General features: G+C 48.1%; 22 protein-coding genes. 2 read left to right on the top strand and 20 right to left on the bottom strand.

From position 1 onward, the window contains the following. Positions 1 to 107: 107 nt before the first annotated feature. The 12 genes from B4V02_RS10680 to B4V02_RS10625 all read right to left on the bottom strand — a co-directional run bounded on the left by B4V02_RS10680 (position 108) and on the right by B4V02_RS10625 (position 9976). Positions 108 to 755 (bottom strand): tetratricopeptide repeat protein, encoded by a 648-nt coding sequence (locus B4V02_RS10680; RefSeq protein ID WP_094154748.1) that lies wholly within the window; start codon positions 753 to 755, stop codon positions 108 to 110. A gap of 82 nt (positions 756 to 837) precedes the next feature. Next, positions 838 to 1221, bottom strand: a complete 384-nt coding sequence (gene panD / locus B4V02_RS10675) for an aspartate 1-decarboxylase (protein ID WP_007430795.1) — start codon at positions 1219 to 1221, stop codon at positions 838 to 840. Further along, positions 1214 to 2155, bottom strand: coding sequence for a pantoate--beta-alanine ligase (panC, locus tag B4V02_RS10670; RefSeq protein WP_094154747.1), 942 nt, complete (start codon positions 2153 to 2155; stop codon positions 1214 to 1216). Before panC ends, panD begins: the two co-directional genes overlap by 8 nt. After that, on the bottom strand, positions 2152 to 3051 hold the full coding sequence (gene panB, locus B4V02_RS10665) for a 3-methyl-2-oxobutanoate hydroxymethyltransferase (RefSeq protein WP_094154746.1): 900 nt from the start codon (positions 3049 to 3051) through the stop codon (positions 2152 to 2154). Before panB ends, panC begins: the two co-directional genes overlap by 4 nt. A gap of 347 nt (positions 3052 to 3398) precedes the next feature. Next, on the bottom strand, positions 3399 to 4373 hold the full coding sequence (locus tag B4V02_RS10660; protein WP_094154745.1) for a biotin--[acetyl-CoA-carboxylase] ligase: 975 nt from the start codon (positions 4371 to 4373) through the stop codon (positions 3399 to 3401). Beyond that, positions 4366 to 5712 carry a CCA tRNA nucleotidyltransferase gene (locus tag B4V02_RS10655; RefSeq protein ID WP_094154744.1) on the bottom strand — a complete coding sequence of 449 codons (1347 nt, stop codon included), beginning with the start codon at positions 5710 to 5712 and terminating at the stop codon, positions 4366 to 4368. The genes B4V02_RS10660 and B4V02_RS10655 overlap by 8 nt, the downstream gene beginning before the upstream one ends. Before the next feature lie 54 nt (positions 5713 to 5766). After that, entirely contained in the window at positions 5767 to 6930 is a 1164-nt protein-coding gene (gene bshA, locus B4V02_RS10650; protein WP_094154743.1) for an N-acetyl-alpha-D-glucosaminyl L-malate synthase BshA, read from the bottom strand. A gap of 128 nt (positions 6931 to 7058) precedes the next feature. Next, positions 7059 to 7751 (bottom strand): bacillithiol biosynthesis deacetylase BshB1, encoded by a 693-nt coding sequence (bshB1, locus tag B4V02_RS10645; protein WP_094154742.1) that lies wholly within the window; start codon positions 7749 to 7751, stop codon positions 7059 to 7061. Continuing rightward, complete coding sequence (gene mgsA, locus B4V02_RS10640; RefSeq protein ID WP_007430802.1) at positions 7748 to 8185, bottom strand: methylglyoxal synthase; 438 nt, start codon at positions 8183 to 8185, stop codon at positions 7748 to 7750. The genes bshB1 and mgsA overlap by 4 nt, the downstream gene beginning before the upstream one ends. Positions 8186 to 8242: 57 nt before the next feature. After that, positions 8243 to 9046 (bottom strand): 4-hydroxy-tetrahydrodipicolinate reductase, encoded by an 804-nt coding sequence (gene dapB / locus B4V02_RS10635; RefSeq protein ID WP_094154741.1) that lies wholly within the window; start codon positions 9044 to 9046, stop codon positions 8243 to 8245. A gap of 31 nt (positions 9047 to 9077) precedes the next feature. Further along, positions 9078 to 9596: a tetratricopeptide repeat protein gene (locus tag B4V02_RS10630; protein WP_094154740.1), complete on the bottom strand. Its 519-nt coding sequence runs from the start codon at positions 9594 to 9596 to the stop codon at positions 9078 to 9080. A 50-nt stretch (positions 9597 to 9646) separates the two neighbouring features. Then, positions 9647 to 9976, bottom strand: coding sequence for a nucleotide pyrophosphohydrolase (locus tag B4V02_RS10625; protein ID WP_007430805.1), 330 nt, complete (start codon positions 9974 to 9976; stop codon positions 9647 to 9649). A gap of 213 nt (positions 9977 to 10189) precedes the next feature. On the opposite strand from B4V02_RS10625, the gene B4V02_RS10620 reads away from it, so the two are divergent. Next, positions 10190 to 11059, top strand: a complete 870-nt coding sequence (locus B4V02_RS10620) for a YitT family protein (RefSeq protein ID WP_094156982.1) — start codon at positions 10190 to 10192, stop codon at positions 11057 to 11059. A 95-nt stretch (positions 11060 to 11154) separates the two neighbouring features. Here the strand turns inward: B4V02_RS10620 and B4V02_RS10615 are convergent, their stop codons facing one another. The 8 genes from B4V02_RS10615 to B4V02_RS10575 form a co-directional block, all read right to left on the bottom strand. After that, positions 11155 to 12012, bottom strand: coding sequence for a sporulation protein YpjB (locus B4V02_RS10615; RefSeq protein ID WP_094154739.1), 858 nt, complete (start codon positions 12010 to 12012; stop codon positions 11155 to 11157). A gap of 86 nt (positions 12013 to 12098) precedes the next feature. Beyond that, entirely contained in the window at positions 12099 to 12749 is a 651-nt protein-coding gene (locus B4V02_RS10610) for a DUF1405 domain-containing protein (RefSeq protein ID WP_094154738.1), read from the bottom strand. A gap of 280 nt (positions 12750 to 13029) precedes the next feature. Beyond that, positions 13030 to 13209, bottom strand: a complete 180-nt coding sequence (locus tag B4V02_RS10600; RefSeq protein ID WP_007430809.1) for an IDEAL domain-containing protein — start codon at positions 13207 to 13209, stop codon at positions 13030 to 13032. Between the two features lie 22 nt (positions 13210 to 13231). Further along, positions 13232 to 13738 carry a gamma carbonic anhydrase family protein gene (locus B4V02_RS10595; RefSeq protein ID WP_007430810.1) on the bottom strand — a complete coding sequence of 169 codons (507 nt, stop codon included), beginning with the start codon at positions 13736 to 13738 and terminating at the stop codon, positions 13232 to 13234. 52 nt (positions 13739 to 13790) lie between these two features. Next, the gene (locus B4V02_RS10590; protein ID WP_094154737.1) at positions 13791 to 14900 is read right to left on the bottom strand and encodes a hypothetical protein; all 1110 of its coding nucleotides are present in this window, start codon (positions 14898 to 14900) and stop codon (positions 13791 to 13793) included. Between the two features lie 168 nt (positions 14901 to 15068). Then, positions 15069 to 15671 carry a histidine phosphatase family protein gene (locus tag B4V02_RS10585; RefSeq protein WP_094154736.1) on the bottom strand — a complete coding sequence of 201 codons (603 nt, stop codon included), beginning with the start codon at positions 15669 to 15671 and terminating at the stop codon, positions 15069 to 15071. 33 nt (positions 15672 to 15704) lie between these two features. Continuing rightward, the gene (locus tag B4V02_RS10580) at positions 15705 to 16331 is read right to left on the bottom strand and encodes an anti-sigma factor (RefSeq protein WP_094154735.1); all 627 of its coding nucleotides are present in this window, start codon (positions 16329 to 16331) and stop codon (positions 15705 to 15707) included. Next, entirely contained in the window at positions 16328 to 16924 is a 597-nt protein-coding gene (locus B4V02_RS10575; RefSeq protein WP_007430814.1) for an RNA polymerase sigma factor, read from the bottom strand. Before B4V02_RS10575 ends, B4V02_RS10580 begins: the two co-directional genes overlap by 4 nt. A gap of 687 nt (positions 16925 to 17611) precedes the next feature. Here B4V02_RS10575 and B4V02_RS10565 point away from each other — a divergent pair. Continuing rightward, positions 17612 to 18226 carry a class I SAM-dependent methyltransferase gene (locus B4V02_RS10565; protein WP_094154734.1) on the top strand — a complete coding sequence of 205 codons (615 nt, stop codon included), beginning with the start codon at positions 17612 to 17614 and terminating at the stop codon, positions 18224 to 18226. Positions 18227 to 18453: the final 227 nt, after the last annotated feature.

Raw genomic sequence — 18453 nt, 5'->3', positions numbered from 1 at the left:
GCATATCAGAAGATCGCCTTTTTGGAAATTAAGACAGCCAAAAAAGACGATGCACACGCCGCCTGGGGAGGTGGGCATGCATCGTCTTACCCGGTGTCTGACAACAGCTACATCCAGGTCATCATCGAGCTGTCGTAGCGAAGCATTTCGGTACCGAACAAACAGGCTTCCATATTGTGCAAGGGCTCGGGCATCGCAGGATCAAGCTGGTGCGCGAGAGCAAAACATTTTTGCGCAGCCTCTACGTCAGCCTGTTTGGCCATCAGACAGCCAAGCGCGTTATAGATGGCCGCCTTGAGTGTCGGCTGCTCAGTCAGGTCAAGCACCTGCTCAAAATGGCGTACAGCCTGCGCTGTATCCTCCAGTTGAAAATACGCCATTCCTAAATACATACGACTTTGCCAGCTGTTCGGAAAATGCTGTAATACCTGCTCGAACTGTTGAATTGCCTCAGGGTACATAAGCAGTTGATAATATCCTTGTCCCCGATTATAGGCAGGCAGCTCTTTTTCAGGCTGTTCCTTTCCGGTTAGCTCCGTGTCAGACATATCGGACTCTGCGGAAAAACCGGCCGCTCGCAGGCAAACCATTTTTTCCTCAAAGGCCAGCCATTCATCCATAATTCTGTCACTCATTTTCCGCAGCAAACTCCAATGCTGCAGCAGCTCCTGTTTGCGCGAGCCTTGGGCTGATGGGTAATGCTTCACGATATCATCTAACATGCTGTTCATTTCTGCGAATACATGCTGGAACATGTGCATCCCGCCCTTACGAAAGATGGATTAGTACACTCACATTTTTCGCCTAAAGGGCGGGTTTCATCCGCACTCCCATTCATTACATGATCGTAGCGTGTACTTCCTTATTCGCTGTCTGAGCTGGTTTATTATGCTCATCCACGAATACTACAGTCGGTTTGTATGTTTTTGCCTCTTCATTTGACATCGAAGCGTAGGAAATAATAATGACCGTATCACCAGGCTGCACCAGACGCGCTGCCGCACCGTTGAGGCAGATCACGCCGCTGCCACGCGGTCCAGGGATAACATAGGTTTCCAGCCGCGCTCCGTTGTTATTATTCACAATTTGAACTTTTTCATTTTCCAGCAGATCGGATGTCTCCATCAAATCCTCATCAATCGTAATACTCCCCACATAATTAAGATTGGCTTCAGTCACCGTCGCCCGGTGAATTTTCGATTTCATCATCGTTCTAAACATGGGAAAGCACCTCCGCTTTTTGTAATCTTATATTGTCAATCAGTCGGGTGTTCCCAAATTTCACAGCCAGCGCTACAATGATGTCCTCTTCAACATCACTTAGCCGCTGCTCAGGAAGAATTGGCTCCAAGCCGGGAAAAGTTAATATTTCAATGTAGTCAATGTCTGCCAAAGGCGAGGAAGCAATGGTGGACTCCACCATTTGGTGTATCTGACGAATCGTAAACGTATTTCGGACAACATCCTCGCTCACTTCACGTACCTTGCGCAGTGACCTGGACAGCACCAGCGCCTGCTCCCGCTGCTCTGCACTCAAATACACATTGCGCGAGCTCAGCGCCAAACCGTCAGCCTCTCGAACGATCGGGCAAGGCACAATGGTCACATTCATATTGAGATCGGTCACCATCTGCTGTAACACAGCAACCTGCTGCGCGTCCTTCATACCAAAGAAGGCCAGATCAGGATTGACCATGTTAAACAGCTTGGCCACCACCGTCGTCACACCATCAAAATGTCCTGGACGTGAAGCGCCGCACAAGCGTTCGGTCAAGGCGGATACGTGAATCTTGGTTCGGGTTGGCTGCGGGTACATTTCTGCTACAGTTGGCAAAAACACAATATCCACGCCCTCACGCCGTGCTACCTCCAGGTCACGTGCTTCATCACGAGGATAGCTGTCCAGATCTTCATTAGGTCCAAATTGAATCGGGTTGACGAAAATGCTGAGCACCACTGTATCCGACATTTCACGCGCCTTTTGCATCAAGCTCGCATGGCCTTCATGCAAATATCCCATCGTCGGCACAAAGCCGACTTTATATTGCTGCTGCACAGAGGCAGAATCATTTACCGCTTTTGCTCCATTTGCTCCAAGCTGCCGACGTTCAGCGATAGCCTGTCGCAGCTGGGCCACTTCTCTTACGATGATCATGACCGGGATTCCACCTTTTCCTTAGCTTGTTCCTGTGATTGCCCTTTCGCCTTACCGTACAGAGCTTCCACGACACGGTCATCCGTACTGAACACATGCTCTTCAGCCGGAAAGGCCCGTCCCTTCACATCGCTCACATATTGCTCAATGCTGCTGCGGATCAAGCCGCCTACATCGGCATAGGTTTTGACAAAGCGCTTGCTGTAATAAGGCGATGCATATTGAATCAGATCGTGGTAGACCAGTACCTGGCCGTCGCATCCGCGTCCAGCGCCAATGCCAATGGTCGGAATGGATAGTTCTTTGGAAATGGCAGTTGCGACTTCCTCAGTCACCAGTTCCAGTACAATGCCAAAGGCTCCCGCCTGCTCCAGTGCCTTGGCATCCTCCATCAACCGACGTGCGTCTGCTTCGTCCTTACCTTGAATGCGATAGCCACCAATCTGATTGACTGCCTGTGGTGTAAGACCGATATGTCCCAGTACAGGTACACCTGCCCGAACAGTCGCTTTTACGACATCGGAAATTTCCGCTCCGCCTTCCAATTTGACAGCATGCACATGTCCTTCCTGCATCAGACGGCGGATGCCCTGAAGGCTTTCCGATACGCTGCTGTGGTATGTCATAAAAGGCATGTCCGCTACGATAAATGTATGCTCCGCGCCTCTTGCTACCGCACGGGAGTGGTACACGATATCGTCCAAAGTCACGGGAATGGTCGAATCGTAACCAAGAACCACATTACCCAGTGAATCACCCACGAGAATCATGTCTATTCCCGCCTCCTCGGCTATTTTAGCCGATGGATAATCATACGCGGTCAGCATACTGAGCGGAATGCCCTCCTTCTTCATTTTTTTCATTTTCACAATATTCAGTGCTTGTTTTCCCGCCATTGCGAATGGCTCCCTTCCATCTTTTTTTTGGCACAAAAAATAACCTTTTATGAACGCCTGCATATGTGCGTCATTAAAAGGTCCGAACAGCCAAAAAAGACACTCATTTTGAGATCGTCCCTTCTGTCTCGGTCCTGTTCGGCTCAGAGCAGAATCCAACGTAACCTTCAAATGAAGTTATGATGGTTTTACAAACTTGCTAAAGTAGAGCATGTGCCCTTGGAGTGCAGCTCGGACCGTCCGATGCCGCCTCCTGCACAGTATAACAAAAAACATCCAATTTTTCACGTGAAGTTTTGCACAGGGAACATAGCGATTGTGGGCGCTATTCACAGCTATATTCGCTCTTACAATTGTATATCGCCTGAAATGACCTGAATTCGCTCTCCCTGATCCGTTTCAACCACTAGTGCCCCTGATGGGTCCAGACCGACGGCTGTACCTTCCACCGCTATCCCTTGTCCGGTATGTGCCCGTACGCTGCGGTTTATCGTTACCGATAAAGCCTCCCACAGCATGGCTATCGGCTGAAAGCCCTGCTCCGCATACAACCTGCATAGCTGCTCCATCTCTTCCAGCACCGCAGCAATCAATTCAGTACGGTCAATTTCACGCTCTGCTTCTATTTTCAAGGACGTTCCCAACTGAGTTAATTCTTCGGGATAATCATCCGTATTCAAATTCACATCAATGCCGATGCCGGCAATACAATAGCGGACCCGTTGATCCTCTGTTGCGGATTCCAGCAGAATACCGGACACTTTGCGGCCATGAATAAGCAGATCATTGGGCCACTTGATGCCAGCCTCCACACCCGTCAGCCGACGAATGGCCCTGCACACCGCCACACCTGTAAGCAGTGTCAGCTGGGGAGTAAAGCCTAGGGGCTGGGTGGGACGCAACACAATGCTCATCCAGACGCCTTTGCCACGAGGTGAAAACCACTTCCGACCCAAACGTCCCCGTCCTGCCGTCTGCTCCTCCGCCAGCACTACGGTCCCCTCCGGTGCCCCCTCTTCTGCCAAACGCATGGCATCCTGCTGAGTGGAGACCGTCGAATCCAGAATAACGATACGTTGACCAAACGATTCGGTATTCAATGCACGTGCCAGCTTGGAAACCTCCAGTCGGTCTGGGTGGGACACCAATCGGTAGCCACGACGCGAGGAGGCTTCAATGGTGTAGCCCAGCTCACGCAGCTTGTTAATCTGCTTCCATATGGCCGTGCGGCTGACCGAGAGGCGGCGGCTGATTTCCTCACCCGATACATAATCGGATGCCCCCTCCTCCAGTATGCCTAACAATCTTTCATGATTATTCATTACTTATCTCCTGTTTCGTCACCTGTTCCGTCACCCGTTTCGCTTCCTGAAGCAATGCTTCTGTTTCATTCGGTATATCTCCGCAGGCGGCAGCCAGTAAAAGCCGTTCCATCGTCTGTCCCAGCCAAGGCCCACCCCGTCGATTCATCACTTGAACCAGTATATTTCCTGTAATGTTTAAATCCTTAATACGAATCACTGCAGCTTGCTTCGTCCATGAATTTGCCAATTCTGCCATCCGCGCCACATGCTGATCTGCCTCCAGCGATAATCCACGAAATGAAGCAGGCAGTACTTGATAAACCTCAAGCCAGTCTGAAGCGGTATCCCGTCCCAGCTTAATTAACAGTTGAATCCAGCTGCGGCGGAGTGCCTCATCGTGGCTGTCGTCATGTTTTTCAGAAGCGGAATCACCAGCTATTGCAACAGCACGGCTGACTAGCTCAGTCTCCCATTCCAGCAGATGAACCAGTCGCAGACGTACAGCGTTGGAGAAGGTCCAGGCTCTCAGCAGCTCGTCCGCCGCCTCTGAGGTTAGTCTGCAAGACAGCAGAAGCAGGCCCCAACGCAGTTCATCTGGCAGCTGCACGATCCCGCTAAGCGCGTCCCCTTCACATTGCTCCCAGGGAACCGGCACCTTTGTACAGGCCAGCAATCCGCTCCGGCTCAGCATGTCCAGACCGCGTAGCGGGTCCGGTCCGGACAGCATCTTTTCCAGTTCGACTCGCACGCGTTCCATCGCTATATATCGAAGTCCTTCTCTGCGCCCTATCATCCCTTTCCAGGTGTTGAAAGCGATGCGGAAACGGAAAACAGAGGCAAAACGGATGCAACGCAGCATCCGCAATCCATCCTCCTCAAACCGTTCCTCGGCTCGCCCCACACAACGGACAAGAGCAGCGCGCAAATCGGCTTCTCCTCCAAAGGGGTCCACTCGCTCTCCATATTCATCCATCGCGATCGCGTTCATGGTAAAATCACGGCGCATCAGATCCTCCCGGATCTCCTTCACAAAAGCAACCTCCGTTGGGCGGCGGTGATCAGCGTAGCCGCTTTCCGTACGAAATGTGGTTACCTCGAATGCATGACCGCCCTGCATGACCGTAACCGTCCCATGCTGAATTCCTGTCGGAATGACATGAGGGAACAGGGCTATGACCTGTTCAGGCTCAGCTGAAGTGGTCAGGTCCATGTCATGAATAGCGCGGCCTAATAGCTCATCCCGTACACAGCCGCCAACCCAGTAGGCCTCGTGGCCTGCTGTCGTAAGTGTATGTATGACCTCTTTGCCATGAAGAGCCATCTCTTGATCCGCATATTGCCAGGTATTTGTCTTCACAGGGTTTCCCCCTTTGCAAATATTCAATAAAAAAACGGACGCGAGTCCGCCTCCTTAAACGCAGATCGGTTTAAGCTCCGGCACCTCGCGTCCCAACACACGGTAATATATTTCTTCATATTGACGGCTAATCAGTTCATCACAGAAAACGGTACGAGCACGTGTCAGACAGGCTTCACGGAAACGTTCTGCCATCGCTTCATCGGATAACAGCTCGATTGCATATTCAGCCATCGCCTCGGTGTTGCCAATTTCAGCAAGATATCCCGTACTTCCATGAACAACAAGTTCAGGTATACCGCCTGCCTGTGAGCCAACGGTCGGTACCCCGCAAGCCATAGCTTCCAGTCCAACCAGCCCAAAGCTTTCTTTTTCCGAAGGAAGCAGCAGCACATCCGCCATGGAAATGACCTGTGCAATCTCATCCTGCTTACCCAAAAAGAATACCTTATCCTGTAAGCCTAAATCTTCGATTTTACAGCGGATTTTTGGAAGGTCCGGCCCTTCCCCGACCAGCAGCAGCTTCGAAGGTACTTTTTCCTGTACTCGTGCAAATATATCCAATACGTCTGCCACCCGTTTGACAGGGCGGAAATTGGAAATATGCATCATGATCTTTTCATCCGGCTGGGCAAAATCTCTCCGCAGCGCAGCCGCATCCCTTGGATAATACACCCGTTTGTCGACAAAGTTGTAGGTCAAATCAATGGGCCGTGTAATCTCCAGCGCATCTATCGTCTCACGAATCAAATCCTTGGACACTGCGGTCACAGCGTCGCTTTTGTTAATAGCCAGTCGAATCAGGTCCTTCAACGATTCATCCTGCGCCAGCACCGTAATGTCCGTACCGTGCAGCGTGGTTACCACCTTGAGGTGATCGCCGACCATTTCCTTGGCCAAATAAGCGCATACCGCATGTGGTACGGCATAATGAACATGAAGTACATCCAAATTCTTCATTTGTGCAACCTGAGCCATTTTTGTCGCCAACGACAAATCATAAGGCGGGTATCTGAACACATAATAATCGTTAACCTCAACCTCATGATAGAATATATTTTTTTGGAATGCCCCGCCTAATCTGAACGGAATGCTATTGGCAATAAAATGAACCTCATGCCCCTTCTCGGCCAGCAACTTGCCCAGTTCTGTCGCTACTACGCCGGAGCCACCCAGCGATGGATAACAGGTAATTCCAATTTTCAATTTGTCATTCAAGTTAAGCTGCCCCCCTTCCGTTCATCAGTAATGACTTTTAATAATAGTGATACACCAAATACAGTGCACATCTCTGTCCTTTTTACGTTGGATTCTGTGCATTCATATGTCAAGAAATTTATAAATACTTATGTGAATAGCTTAACCAGATGAGGCGTTTTGGACGCAAAGCCCTCTGCATATGGAATCAGCTTGCGCTGACCGAGCAGAGAATCCCGGGCTTTCACGCGCTCCACATAGCCCTGATTTAACGGCGTAGCTACCGTGTCCTTGCCCGGTGCAGCCTGAAACTGCGAAGCATAGCTTAACAGCGATTGCTCCTTGGCTTCATAGTGCTCCGTAATGTCCACGACCAGATCCGTTCTGCCGATGTCATTAATAAAATAAAAATATAATTGCTCCACCTGCACCGCAGGTTTTTCCGGCATAAAGCGTCGTAGCTTGGCGTTAAACACTGCTTCTTCCACCAGCTTGCTGCACATCACATGATCGGGGTGCCGATCCTCCCAATACGGAGCAAATACGACTTTCGGAGCATGACGCCTGATCTCTGCTGTAACTGCAGCTACATGCTCGGGTGTCACATATAATCCACGGTCAGGCAGTCCGAGATTCGTACGTACGGCAAGCCCCAGCGCTTTCGATGCCTGCTCAGCCTCTGCCATACGAGTATCCACATCCCCATTCGAGGACATTTCGGCTCTTGTCAAATCGCACACGCCCACCTTGAAACCAGCAGCCGTATGCTTGGCAATCGTGCCTCCCATGCCAATCTCAGCATCGTCGGCATGTGCTCCAAAAATCAGTATATCCAGCGTCATTTTATATCACCCAGCTCGCCAATACCCGGTTTATATTTATGTACCAGCTCACGCCACGCAAAATCACCGCGATCCAGCGCTTTAACCAGTATCTCAGCTGTTGCAACATTGGTTGCAAGAGGAATGCCCTGCACGTCACACAGACGCAGCAGCGCGCTAATATCCGGCTCATGCGGCTGTGCCATTAACGGGTCACGCAAGAATATAATCATATCCATTTCGTTTTGCGCAACCAAGGCCCCGATTTGCTGGTCTCCCCCAAGCGGCCCTGACATGAAACGGTGAATTTGAAGCTTCGTTTGCTCCATAATGCGCAGACCTGTCGTACCTGTTGAATACAATTGATGTTCTGTAAACACATGCTCATATGCTGTTATAAAGTTAACCATTTCATCCTTTTTACGATCATGCGCTATAAATGCAATCTTTAACATTCGAAATTCCTCCTGCCTCATTCTATATTTCCGTTCGTTAATTCATTCGCATTTTTCTTAATCAATGTAATGCTCAAACCCGTATACAAGTCCTGGCTGCTCCATAACCTTTTGAATACCGATTTTGACACCAGGCATATAGCTTGCCCGCTCATAAGAATCCTGACGGATTTTAAGGGATTCTCCAAAGCCTCCGAATATCACTTCCTGCTGCGCAAACACGCCGGGAAGCCGGACACTGTGGATACGAAAGCCCTGATAGTAACCGCCACGTGATCCTTCCAGTAATTCCTCCTCTTCCGGGTTGCCCTGTCGCAGCTCCTGGCGCTGCTCCGCAATCAGTTCTGCCGTTTTAATGGCCGTCCCCGAGGGCGCGTCCAATTTTTGGTCACCGTGATATTCGATAATTTCCAAATGCGGGTAGTATTTCGCCGCCTGAGCCGCAAACCGCATCATCAAGATGACTCCAATGGAAAAGTTAGGCGCAATCAGACCACCAATATGCTGTTCCCGGCACTGCTTGTCCAGTTCATCAATCTGTTCGGATGTAAACCCTGTAGTTCCGATAACCGGACGAACTCCATGCTTGATCGCAAGCGCGGTATGTGCGTACGCAAAACGCGGCCCCGTAAAATCGACCATGACATCGGGCCTGCTATCCAGCAAAGCCTGCTCCACATCCTCCACAATAGCGATGCCCGCTTCCGGCAGTCCGACGAGAAGGCCGGCATCACTGCCGGCGTGCGTTCTGTTCACTGCAGCCACAAGCTGTAGTTCCTCATCCTGAAGAACCAACTTAACAACCTCACGGCCCATACGCCCTGCTGCTCCTACGACAGCTACTTTTATTGGCTCTGACATATCCCTACAACTCCTTATGCATCAATTTATGCTAGATTTGTTCATTCATCTGCTGGCATAACTTCTTCATGAGATTGGCAAGCTGTACATTGTGAGGAAACAAGGCAGCCGCTTCGCGAGCAGCCTGCACAGCCAGCTTATATTCATTCAATTCGTCATAAATCAACGCGAGTAGCATAAATGCATCACCGCATAGCGGATCAAGGGCAATCGCCTGTTCCAACAGCAAGATTGCATCTCGATGCAGCTGTGGTGTAGTTTTGTCGACATCCAGCATCTTTCTGGCCTTCTCCGTAAGTTGCCTGGCTTGCTGCGCGTGCAGATGAAGCACATATTCATCCTGGTGTGGAGCCAGACGAACCGCGTGCTCTGCGTAAGTGAGCGCCTGCTCCAAACGTCCACTGCGGGCATAGGTAACCGAACACCGGAAATAATGCTCCGCATGATCAGGCTGGGCTGAAATCGCTTTTTCAAACCATTCCACGGCCTGCTCAAAATCGTTCTGCAAAATGCATTGATAAGCTTTCTGAACGTATTCCTCCACCTTCATGACACTGCACCTCCGGGTAACCGGTTTGGTACAGCATATGTACAAAACGCCTAATCGGTGTCCTTTTTGGTCCAGCGATTCGCGTCACGTGTATTAAATTTATGCATGACCTTGTCATGAGCCTCGGTCAAATTTATACCCAGCGAATTCGCAAAGCAAACCGTGATAAACAAAATGTCCCCCAACTCCAGTTCAATGGAATTGTCGGCCTCGTCCGTTTTTTTCGGCTTCTCGCCAAAGGAATGATTCACTTCCCTCGCCAGTTCCCCGACTTCCTCGGACATCCTGGCCAACATCGCCAAGGGACTAAAATACCCTTCCTTGAATTGAGATATATACTGATCTACCTCACGTTGAATCTCATCTAACGATTTTTCCATGAAGCATACAATCCCCCTATGTGCAGGTTTATTCATATGTTATCGTAAAGCACATTTTAAAACAAATATTTTTTAAATTGAACTTGCGCCTCCAGCCTGTGATCATTCGTCTTTTAAAGCTACCATAAAAAGGTATACTAAACATAAGGATCTACAGTTCACCCTAAATACATGAAATCGTTCATTACCAAACTGTTAATGCGAGGGATTACATTGAAGATATCCAAAATCATGGAACAGCTTAAAATGATTTTACCCATTCTGCTCGGCACGGCCATCTATGCATTCGGTCTGCTGTATTTCATTATACCCAGCAAGCTGATGGAAGGCGGCATTACAGGGATTACCCTGTTGCTGAATTATGCTTTTTCCATTTCACCTTCCCTCTCCACCTTACTCCTGAACATTCCTTTATTTTTAATCGGGTGGAAAATGCTTGGCGCCAAGCAGATTATATATACGGGGGTAGGTATCGGGTCGCTCACTTTTTTTCTGTGGCTGTTTGAAAAAATGATTCATTTCGGATGGATGGGGACATTTCAGACCGAACATGATTTTATACTTTCTTCATTATATGCTGGGGTTACACTCGGGGCGGGGTTAGGTATAGTATTCCGCTTTGGCGGCACCACTGGCGGCTCGGATATTATCGCTCGTATTTTAAATCGAAAATTTGGCTGGAGTATGGGGCGAATTCTGCTGGTGATTGATATTGTCATTATCAGTGCCTCATTACTTTACATACCAAAAGAAAAAATTCTCTATACGCTAGTCGCCGTGTTTATCGCGTCCAAGATGATTGATTTTATACAGGAGGGGGCTTATTCAGCCAGAGCTTTTATGATTATCAGTGACCATACGATGGATATTGCCGATATGATTACAAAAGATATGGATCGGGGAGTTACGATTATTCCCGCTGTAGGTGCATTTTCCAAGCAGGCGAAGCATGTTGCCTACTGCGTCGTGTCACGACAGGAAATACGGCGTTTGCATCAGATTGTGAAGTCCGTCGATCCACGAGCGTTTATCATCATCCAGGATGTACATGATGTGCATGGAGAGGGCTTCAAAGAGGAATAGCCCGGAAAAACCGGGCGAGAACTAGCGTGTTCAAAATGGATTAATGGCTAAAACTGCAACGCTCCCAATAGTTCGGACTGTTCAGCTGCTCAGCGTTATCCGAAGAACCCGGTTCTATATTTGCGGTAACCTACATACGTCAGCGCCAGCAGAACCACCATCCCGATTGCCAATTCTGCTCGGCGCTCGCTTTCACGCGGGATGAATGGCGCCAGTGCGGTGGCATCTTTTTCACGTCCAAACAGGGCATTCAACGTAGGGTTTCCCTGTTCCAATGCCCCCCTAATCGCTGAGGCATCTACATTTTGCCGATCTCCCAATCCTTTGACATAGGAAATCCATGAATCGGTTCGCACGACCTCGCTTGTCTTGCCGTCGATCAATGCTGCTGTACGAATCGTTTCATAGTGATCCTCCAGCACCGCAGCCCCTGCTGCGAAACCCTTCATATTACCTTTTGCAAATTGGGTGTTCAGGCCGCTGACATCTTCTTTTAAAATTTTATAATACTGCTGCCATAAGGGCTGGCGCGGATGTGCAAGCACATCTGTCGCAAGCCGCAAATTGGCCGCTGCCTTCACCCACTCATCTGGCGAAGCTTGTACGGACTGTGTAGCCTGCTGCACCTCAAGAATGCTGCCGGATAAAGCATGAATGGCCTCTACAGATAGCGCTGCCTGTACCTGACCAGTGCTGAACCATCGGCTCACCTCGCCTACATCCGCGCGTGCTTTTTCAATATTTCCGTCCATTACATCCCGATACAGTATCGCAGCAGCTTGATCCAGTTTCTGAATTTCATTTGCATTGCCTACGGATTTTGATTGTACAGGCTCTGGCTGATCACGTGCTTCTGCTATACCTGGAGGGACGCAGACGGACAGCACGACCATAGATAATACAACACCCAAAGCAACACGGAACGTAACACGAAACACCTGACCCCAAATCATGGGACATCCCTCCTCACCTTACTGTATGGCAAGGTTACCGGGACTAGAACTGGCATTAGGTGAATCGTATGAAAGTCAGCTACGACTCAAGCTGTATCTCGATGAGACGATGCCTTTTGATTGCGCGCCAGCATAGCCAGCCATGCTGCTACGATACTGAAAAGCGTCAGCATATAGGTAAACGCACGCACTTGCGGTACATCATTCGTTAGCGTCTTCGGAAGGTACGGATAAATGCCAAAAGTATAATCCATCGTATCGTTTAACAGTGTCCACATAGCGGCCAAACCTAAAGCAATCCATTTGCAGGTAAAAAAACGCACGAATAGCAGTGCTTCGACGGCCATGGCCGTATGAGAAGCCACCAGCATCCAATCCTGCCATACCATATGTCCACCCTGGGCGACACCCCAAAAAATAATAGCCGAGGCCCAGATGCCGTATTTTACACTCGTAACGATAGCCAACGCCTCCATAACCTGACGAATCACCTTCAAGCTCTTGAAGCGTGGAGGATAAAGCAGAAATGCGATAGAGATCGTAAAAAACAGGCTGGCTGTCGGACTGTCAGGCACAAATACAATTTGCCACAGCGGATGATAGTTTAGCGTATATTCCAGCTGTCCTTTATACCATATGTACCCATACACGGTTCCAACCAGATTACACCAGAACAGCAGCCATAAAAAAGGCCGGCTCGTCAGGAACGACCGGCTCCACCAATAAGACAATGACACGTCCTTCATCCTCCGTTCATACGACAGATGCCCTTGCAGGCTCCATCCTACCAAGACTATATCATATCCAAGCATATAAGAAAAACGTCTATCGACGTACTTTCACGGAAGTCAGAATGCGCTTAGCAGAGGCTTTTCTTGCGATTATAGAATTATTCGGCTCCGCTGAGCAATTCTATAATCTTCAAAAAAACCTGACCGCTGCTACGGTCAGGTTGGTGATTATGATCTTGAACTGACGAGGGGCTGGAATGGCAAGCCGAAGCTTCCTGAAATCGTTTCAACTCATCGCTCTCAGCTCATCCGTAAGATGACGAAATGCTACTTCATCTCCTGTGGCCAGCGCCTCATCAATATCCTTGTAGAGCTTTTCGCTCCGGTGCTTACGTAATGCCTCGTCCAAAACCATTTCAGCAGACAGGCCCAACATGACTTCATAAGTAACCTTCATTTTATCCATAGGATGCACCTCCAACATGAGTTTAAGAGATCCTATATTCTTTTCCTTTCGCCACATAGCTGAGTGCCGTTCGTGACATCCGCTGCAAATCCGCATCAGTCAATTCGCGCACCACTTTGGCAGGTGTACCGAGAGAAAGAGTATAGGGTGGTATTTTAGCATTTTCCGTAACGACCGACCCTGCTCCTATTAAAGCATATTCACCAAGCTCCGCTCCGTTGAGTACAATGGCCCCCATACCAATTAAAGTGCCTTTGCCCACCGTACAGCCATGGATAATGGCAGCATGTCCCACCGAAATATCATCCGCCAGCACCAGTGGCTGGTCCGTGTTCACATGTCCCACGACCCCATCCTGGATATTGCAGCGTTCACCGATGATGACAGGTGCCATATCCCCGCGCAGTACGGCATTAAACCATACGGAGGAATCCTGGCCGATCGTTACTTTTCCGACAATTTTTGCTCCTTCTGCCACATAGACAGATGAATGGAGCTGCGGCAAATTTCCGTTATAGTGAATCAGCATCATGTTCACCCTCTCATTTTGGGTGAAATTCTATCAACATGCTTGCTGCTTGTCAATGGAGCCGTATACCCGGGTCGTTCCGCCCAATGCGGCACTCCCCTGCCAGCTTCAGCCCCCAGGCCGTCATCTGTACAGATGGCTCCGTCGGGTGCTCACCTTGACGAAGCATACCCAAATGCAGCATCATTCGGATGATCCTCTGATCAAAGACCGAACGGGGCGTATCATAGTAAAACGGTCGGATCAGCGGCCCGATATGTACAAAAAGCGACTCTGAGGATGTCCAGGGCCTGGCACATTCTCCAATCCAATAGACTAGAGAAAGCAGATTGGGAACGGCTCCTTTATACAATCTTAACCAGAACCTGAATAGCTGTATCATTTCATCCTCAATTGCGTGCTCCCTATGCGCCTCCCCTTTTGCCGTCAGCACAACCCGATCTCCCTTCTCCTCAATGTACCTGGAGTGACGGGCATAATCATACAGTAGTGCCATTCGGTCTGGATAAAACTTAAAAGAGGAACCGTATCCGAAACGCCAGCCCCCCTTACCCAGTAGGGGCTCTGCAATATGCAAATGCTCCATCAGTTGCTGCTGATTGCGACGGTACCAAGCCCCCTCGGGATTTAACGGAACCTCATGCTGCTCCATGTATTGAAGGAAAAGCCGTAAATCCTCCGCCAAAAGATGTCCCTCTTCCCGATACGATGACGGTTCACTTACCCGGGTCATTCCGTTTTGGAGATCCCGCACCATAACACGGCGAAAGCGCTCCTTCATATCCAACGGAATTTGGTATAAATATCTCGTATTGTGCGTAGAACCGTTGAACAGCCAGCCGCTAGAGCGCAGGCGGGTCACGATGTCCCGTGGCCGCTCGCCAGAATCCACGTCTCCATCGACGGATTGCTTGGCAATCGCAATCAATTCCTCCATACTAAAGTAAGGTCGATCATCGAACAGCAGTGCATTCAAAAACCTTATCTCTGACAATCTCAGCTCCCTAACCTGCGTCTCAAAAAAACTGCTGCTGCCGAGCTTTGTCAAAATACCCTGGATTAGCTCATGCTTGGAATTGGGCTTACAGTCACAATCGTAATACACCGCAATTCTGTTCAAGTGCACAATATCCGCAAATGTCAGCATATCCGCCAGATTCATCGTTCCATCGCCTCGCCACTGGACTGTCATCCGGAAATGATTCTTACCTGTTGTACCCACAGCTTTGACGGAATGCTCAGACTCTAAACCTCTTTTTTTGTAAAGGTATAATTAAAAAAACAAAAAGGCCACGATATTCTAGGTTGCGTAGAATATCGTGGCCTTTCCTTATCTTTTTGAATTACAATCACATTTTTCTTGTAGATGCTTCGTACAATTATACAACAGTGGTGTCCAATCGGCATCTTCACGTTGAAGTATACTCAATGACAAATTTCCAATTCGTTCTGTGTACTTATCCTGATACAAGGCCTTGTACAAATTAGCCAAAAAACCGCCGTGGGAAACGACCAACAGATTCTTCTCCCGATTTTCTGACCAAATGGCCTCCATAAAAGCCAGCCCGCGCTGCTGAAGAGCCTCATCGCTCTCCTGCCCCAGATCAAGCAGATGCCAGTCGATCCCCCACTTTTTCTCACGTTCAGCCTGTGTCATTCCCTCGACCTGACCATAAGCACGTTCTCTTAATCGATCATCCGACTCCAGTAGCGGAAGCTGCAGAGCAGAAGCAATAATCTCTCCCGTCTCTTTCGCTCTGGAGAGGCTGCTTGTAATAAGCCCGTCCCATTGATAAGGTTCTTCCTTTAGTCGTTCTGCCAGCAAGCGTGCCTGCCGTCGGCCTTCCTCGTTTAACGGAATATCACTGTGGCCCTGAATTTTCCCCACCGCATTCCAGTCTGTCAATCCATGTCTGATCAAACCAATAAGCATCGTGTCATTTCCTCCGCTATTCTGTTATTCAGGTTAATTTCTAACCCTTCTCGTCCGATGGATCCAGCCCAGAGAAAATAAGGCAAGCGCGAGCGCCAATATGGACAACAATATCCAATATTGCGGATAAGTCGGAACAATGTTTGCAACCAGCGGGTCCATAATGCCCCTATTCATATCTTTAATGTGATATTGATATTGTGGAGATGTACTTGTAGTTTCCAGCAAGCCTGTTGGTAAAATGCCCGTGTCCAAGACAGGTGCCGCTTGAGGGGGATTTTCCTGAGAGGAGCTTCCATTCCAATTCAAAAACAAAAAGCTGCACAAAAATACGGCCAAAAAGCCGGCAATCCATACAGACATATACTTACGGGCTGCCGGGTTCACACGCGCACGTCGATGCTCGCCAGGAACAAGCCACGGTGACTCTTCATAAATCCGATCCATGACCCGGCGATTCATCGCCTCTACCTGCTCATCTGTTATTTCAAAAGAAATATCACGGATAGCGGATCGACTTTCTTTTGGCAAATTCCATTCTTTCTCTTCCGAACCAAGCTCCCACTTGTCAGACGAGCCTTTGGCTCGTCTGCGCTCCGAGTCTTGTTTCGATACATTTTTGCCTGTAGCGAACAAATCCTCAGCGTCCCTGGATTTCATTGGCTGCTCATCCCTTCGTTTTCCTCATAGAGAGGTTCAAAAAAATAAGGCTCCAACTGCGTCTTCACACTGGTTCTTGCCCGGAAGAGCAATGACTTTACCGCACTGACCGTCTGCCCTAAAATAGTCGCAATCTCCTGGTAGTCCAATTGCTCATATTCACGCAAAATCAGCGCTGATCTCTGCTTTTCAGGCAATCTGTTGATCGCTTCACGGACCATCTCTACCTTCTCGCCGCGCAGGACAGCCTGCTCCGGAATCACATCCGGTGGTGCTACCGGCACATAACCGCTCTCCTCCAATGGAACCTGACCGCTACGATGCTTGCGAAGCTCGCTTAACACTGTATTGCGTGCAATCGTATATAACCAAGTGGAGAACGATGCGTCAACCTCACGAAAAGAATGCAGGCTCCGGTACGCTTTATAAAACGTCTCCGAACATAAGTCCTCAGCGATCATTTCCAGGTTCGAACTTTTCAGCATATGATAAACAAAAGCTAAAATTTTACGTTGGTGCCGCCTCATTAATTCCGAATAAACCTCAACATTACCTTGTTTGATTTCCTGAATCATCTGGGAATCTGTCATCATCCGAGTGAGACCCTCCTCGCCCATACATGTGCTGTTTCCCCACCCGATTCTGTCTATATATACCGAACAGGTCAAAAAAAGTTGCGCCCTCTGCGCAAATGATGAAACAGCATCATGGAACATTTGTTATTTTCTTACCCTATGTACTGCCAACATTAACGGTGCTATCCCCAACATTACTCAATATCCCAAATGGACTTACCTATTGTACCACAAAATGCCCGCCAATAAAAAAGTCCAAAATCCCCGTAATTTCCAACAATGTCTCCCTGACACTGGCAACAGATTCAAATATACGACTTTTCAATTGATTTTATGTTTTTTCAGATAAAGTGGATAAAGCGACGTATCTATTGAATCCATTTTCTGGATACAAGGTTTGAATAATTAGCAAAAAGAAAACGCTTTAAAAAACGATTGACAAAATGAAAACGTATACATATAATGAAAGTACAGTATGGTTTCTCTCCACTCCTATCCTACTCAGCTACTTCAGAAAAGTAGCTACCACCTGGGGCTTTGCCCGGGTGGTCTTTTTTTTGTTTACAATTACTCCTTTTTAGCGTATTCAGTTGCCTCACATGTGGGTTGATAAACTCCAATTTTCAATAATTTACCAATTATTTGATTATTCTATTAAAACACATTATTATATAATAAATTTTTTCAATGGGTAGGAGGCAAGAAATGAATAATAACTGGAACAAGGCAATATATAAGATTTGGTCTCCAATTTATGATAAGTTTTTCAATTCAGGTAGCTTCCTCAATTCTAGAAAGATCATATTTCAAGAAAAGTCATTTCATAGCGCGCAAAAAATACTTTTTGTAGGTGTAGGAACTGGGGCAGATTTAGAATTGATAAATCACTACGGGCTGGATATTACTGCCATAGATTATTCACCTGAAATGCTTAACAAAGCAAAAAAGAAATTTACCAATACCTCCATACAATTCTTAGAAATGGATGCTCAACAAATGAATTTTATGGATGAGCAATTTGATATAGTAGTAGGAAGTTTAATTCTCTCGGTAGTACCTGACGCAAAGAAATGCTTCGATGAGATGGTGCGAGTTTTGAAAAAAGACGGGGAACTTATTATTTTCGATAAGTTTTCTCCTAAAGGAAAAAAGCCCTCATTATTCAAAAAAACGATAAGGCCCGTTATTAAGGTGTTAGGAACCGATATCGGGTTGAATTTTGAAGAACTGTATGAAAAACAAAAGCTAAAATTGCGGATCAAAGAGGATGTACCTATAATGTTCGACGGTATGTATAGAAAAATCATAGTAACCAAGTAACACCTAGAATGATTCCACTTGCTCTTTAAGCAACAAAAAAGCGAGCATAAGAGAACCTTCGCTCGCTTTAAATCTTTTCCTGCAACTTCACTCCCAGAAAGTGTGGTGCTTTTAAGGCGGTCCGTAACGCAGAGGTTCATTTGAATCTGGAAAGCGGAGCGTTCGCCTTTGCCGCCGGATTTTCCCATTAAAGCATCTGATCGAAAAAATCCGGCGGCAACAGCGAT

Origin of the sequence: Paenibacillus kribbensis (assembly GCF_002240415.1) — a bacterium.
In the GTDB taxonomy this organism is placed as follows: domain Bacteria; phylum Bacillota; class Bacilli; order Paenibacillales; family Paenibacillaceae; genus Paenibacillus; species Paenibacillus kribbensis.
The sequence above is the reverse complement of the archived record's forward strand: the minus strand, read 5'-3'. Positions and strand labels throughout refer to the sequence as shown.

What these genes read in the sequence shown, in the direction of transcription:
- panD (WP_007430795.1), bottom strand. Translation starts at nt 1,221, where the DNA reads ATGTTTAGAACGATGATGAAATCGAAAATTCACCGGGCGACGGTGACT.
- bshB1 (WP_094154742.1), bottom strand. Translation starts at nt 7,751, where the DNA reads ATGACGCTGGATATACTGATTTTTGGAGCACATGCCGACGATGCTGAG.
- panB (WP_094154746.1), bottom strand. Translation starts at nt 3,051, where the DNA reads ATGGCGGGAAAACAAGCACTGAATATTGTGAAAATGAAAAAAATGAAG.
- B4V02_RS10600 (WP_007430809.1), bottom strand. Translation starts at nt 13,209, where the DNA reads ATGGATAAAATGAAGGTTACTTATGAAGTCATGTTGGGCCTGTCTGCT.
- dapB (WP_094154741.1), bottom strand. Translation starts at nt 9,046, where the DNA reads ATGTCAGAGCCAATAAAAGTAGCTGTCGTAGGAGCAGCAGGGCGTATG.
- B4V02_RS10595 (WP_007430810.1), bottom strand. Translation starts at nt 13,738, where the DNA reads ATGCTGATTCACTATAACGGAAATTTGCCGCAGCTCCATTCATCTGTC.
- B4V02_RS10585 (WP_094154736.1), bottom strand. Translation starts at nt 15,671, where the DNA reads ATGCTTATTGGTTTGATCAGACATGGATTGACAGACTGGAATGCGGTG.
- mgsA (WP_007430802.1), bottom strand. Translation starts at nt 8,185, where the DNA reads ATGTTAAAGATTGCATTTATAGCGCATGATCGTAAAAAGGATGAAATG.
- B4V02_RS10660 (WP_094154745.1), bottom strand. Translation starts at nt 4,373, where the DNA reads ATGAATAATCATGAAAGATTGTTAGGCATACTGGAGGAGGGGGCATCC.
- B4V02_RS10630 (WP_094154740.1), bottom strand. Translation starts at nt 9,596, where the DNA reads ATGAAGGTGGAGGAATACGTTCAGAAAGCTTATCAATGCATTTTGCAG.
- panC (WP_094154747.1), bottom strand. Translation starts at nt 2,155, where the DNA reads ATGATCATCGTAAGAGAAGTGGCCCAGCTGCGACAGGCTATCGCTGAA.
- B4V02_RS10625 (WP_007430805.1), bottom strand. Translation starts at nt 9,976, where the DNA reads ATGGAAAAATCGTTAGATGAGATTCAACGTGAGGTAGATCAGTATATA.
- B4V02_RS10565 (WP_094154734.1), top strand. Translation starts at nt 17,612, where the DNA reads ATGAATAATAACTGGAACAAGGCAATATATAAGATTTGGTCTCCAATT.
- B4V02_RS10580 (WP_094154735.1), bottom strand. Translation starts at nt 16,331, where the DNA reads ATGAAATCCAGGGACGCTGAGGATTTGTTCGCTACAGGCAAAAATGTA.
- B4V02_RS10680 (WP_094154748.1), bottom strand. Translation starts at nt 755, where the DNA reads ATGTTCCAGCATGTATTCGCAGAAATGAACAGCATGTTAGATGATATC.
- B4V02_RS10575 (WP_007430814.1), bottom strand. Translation starts at nt 16,924, where the DNA reads ATGATGACAGATTCCCAGATGATTCAGGAAATCAAACAAGGTAATGTT.
- B4V02_RS10590 (WP_094154737.1), bottom strand. Translation starts at nt 14,900, where the DNA reads ATGAATCTGGCGGATATGCTGACATTTGCGGATATTGTGCACTTGAAC.
- B4V02_RS10615 (WP_094154739.1), bottom strand. Translation starts at nt 12,012, where the DNA reads ATGATTTGGGGTCAGGTGTTTCGTGTTACGTTCCGTGTTGCTTTGGGT.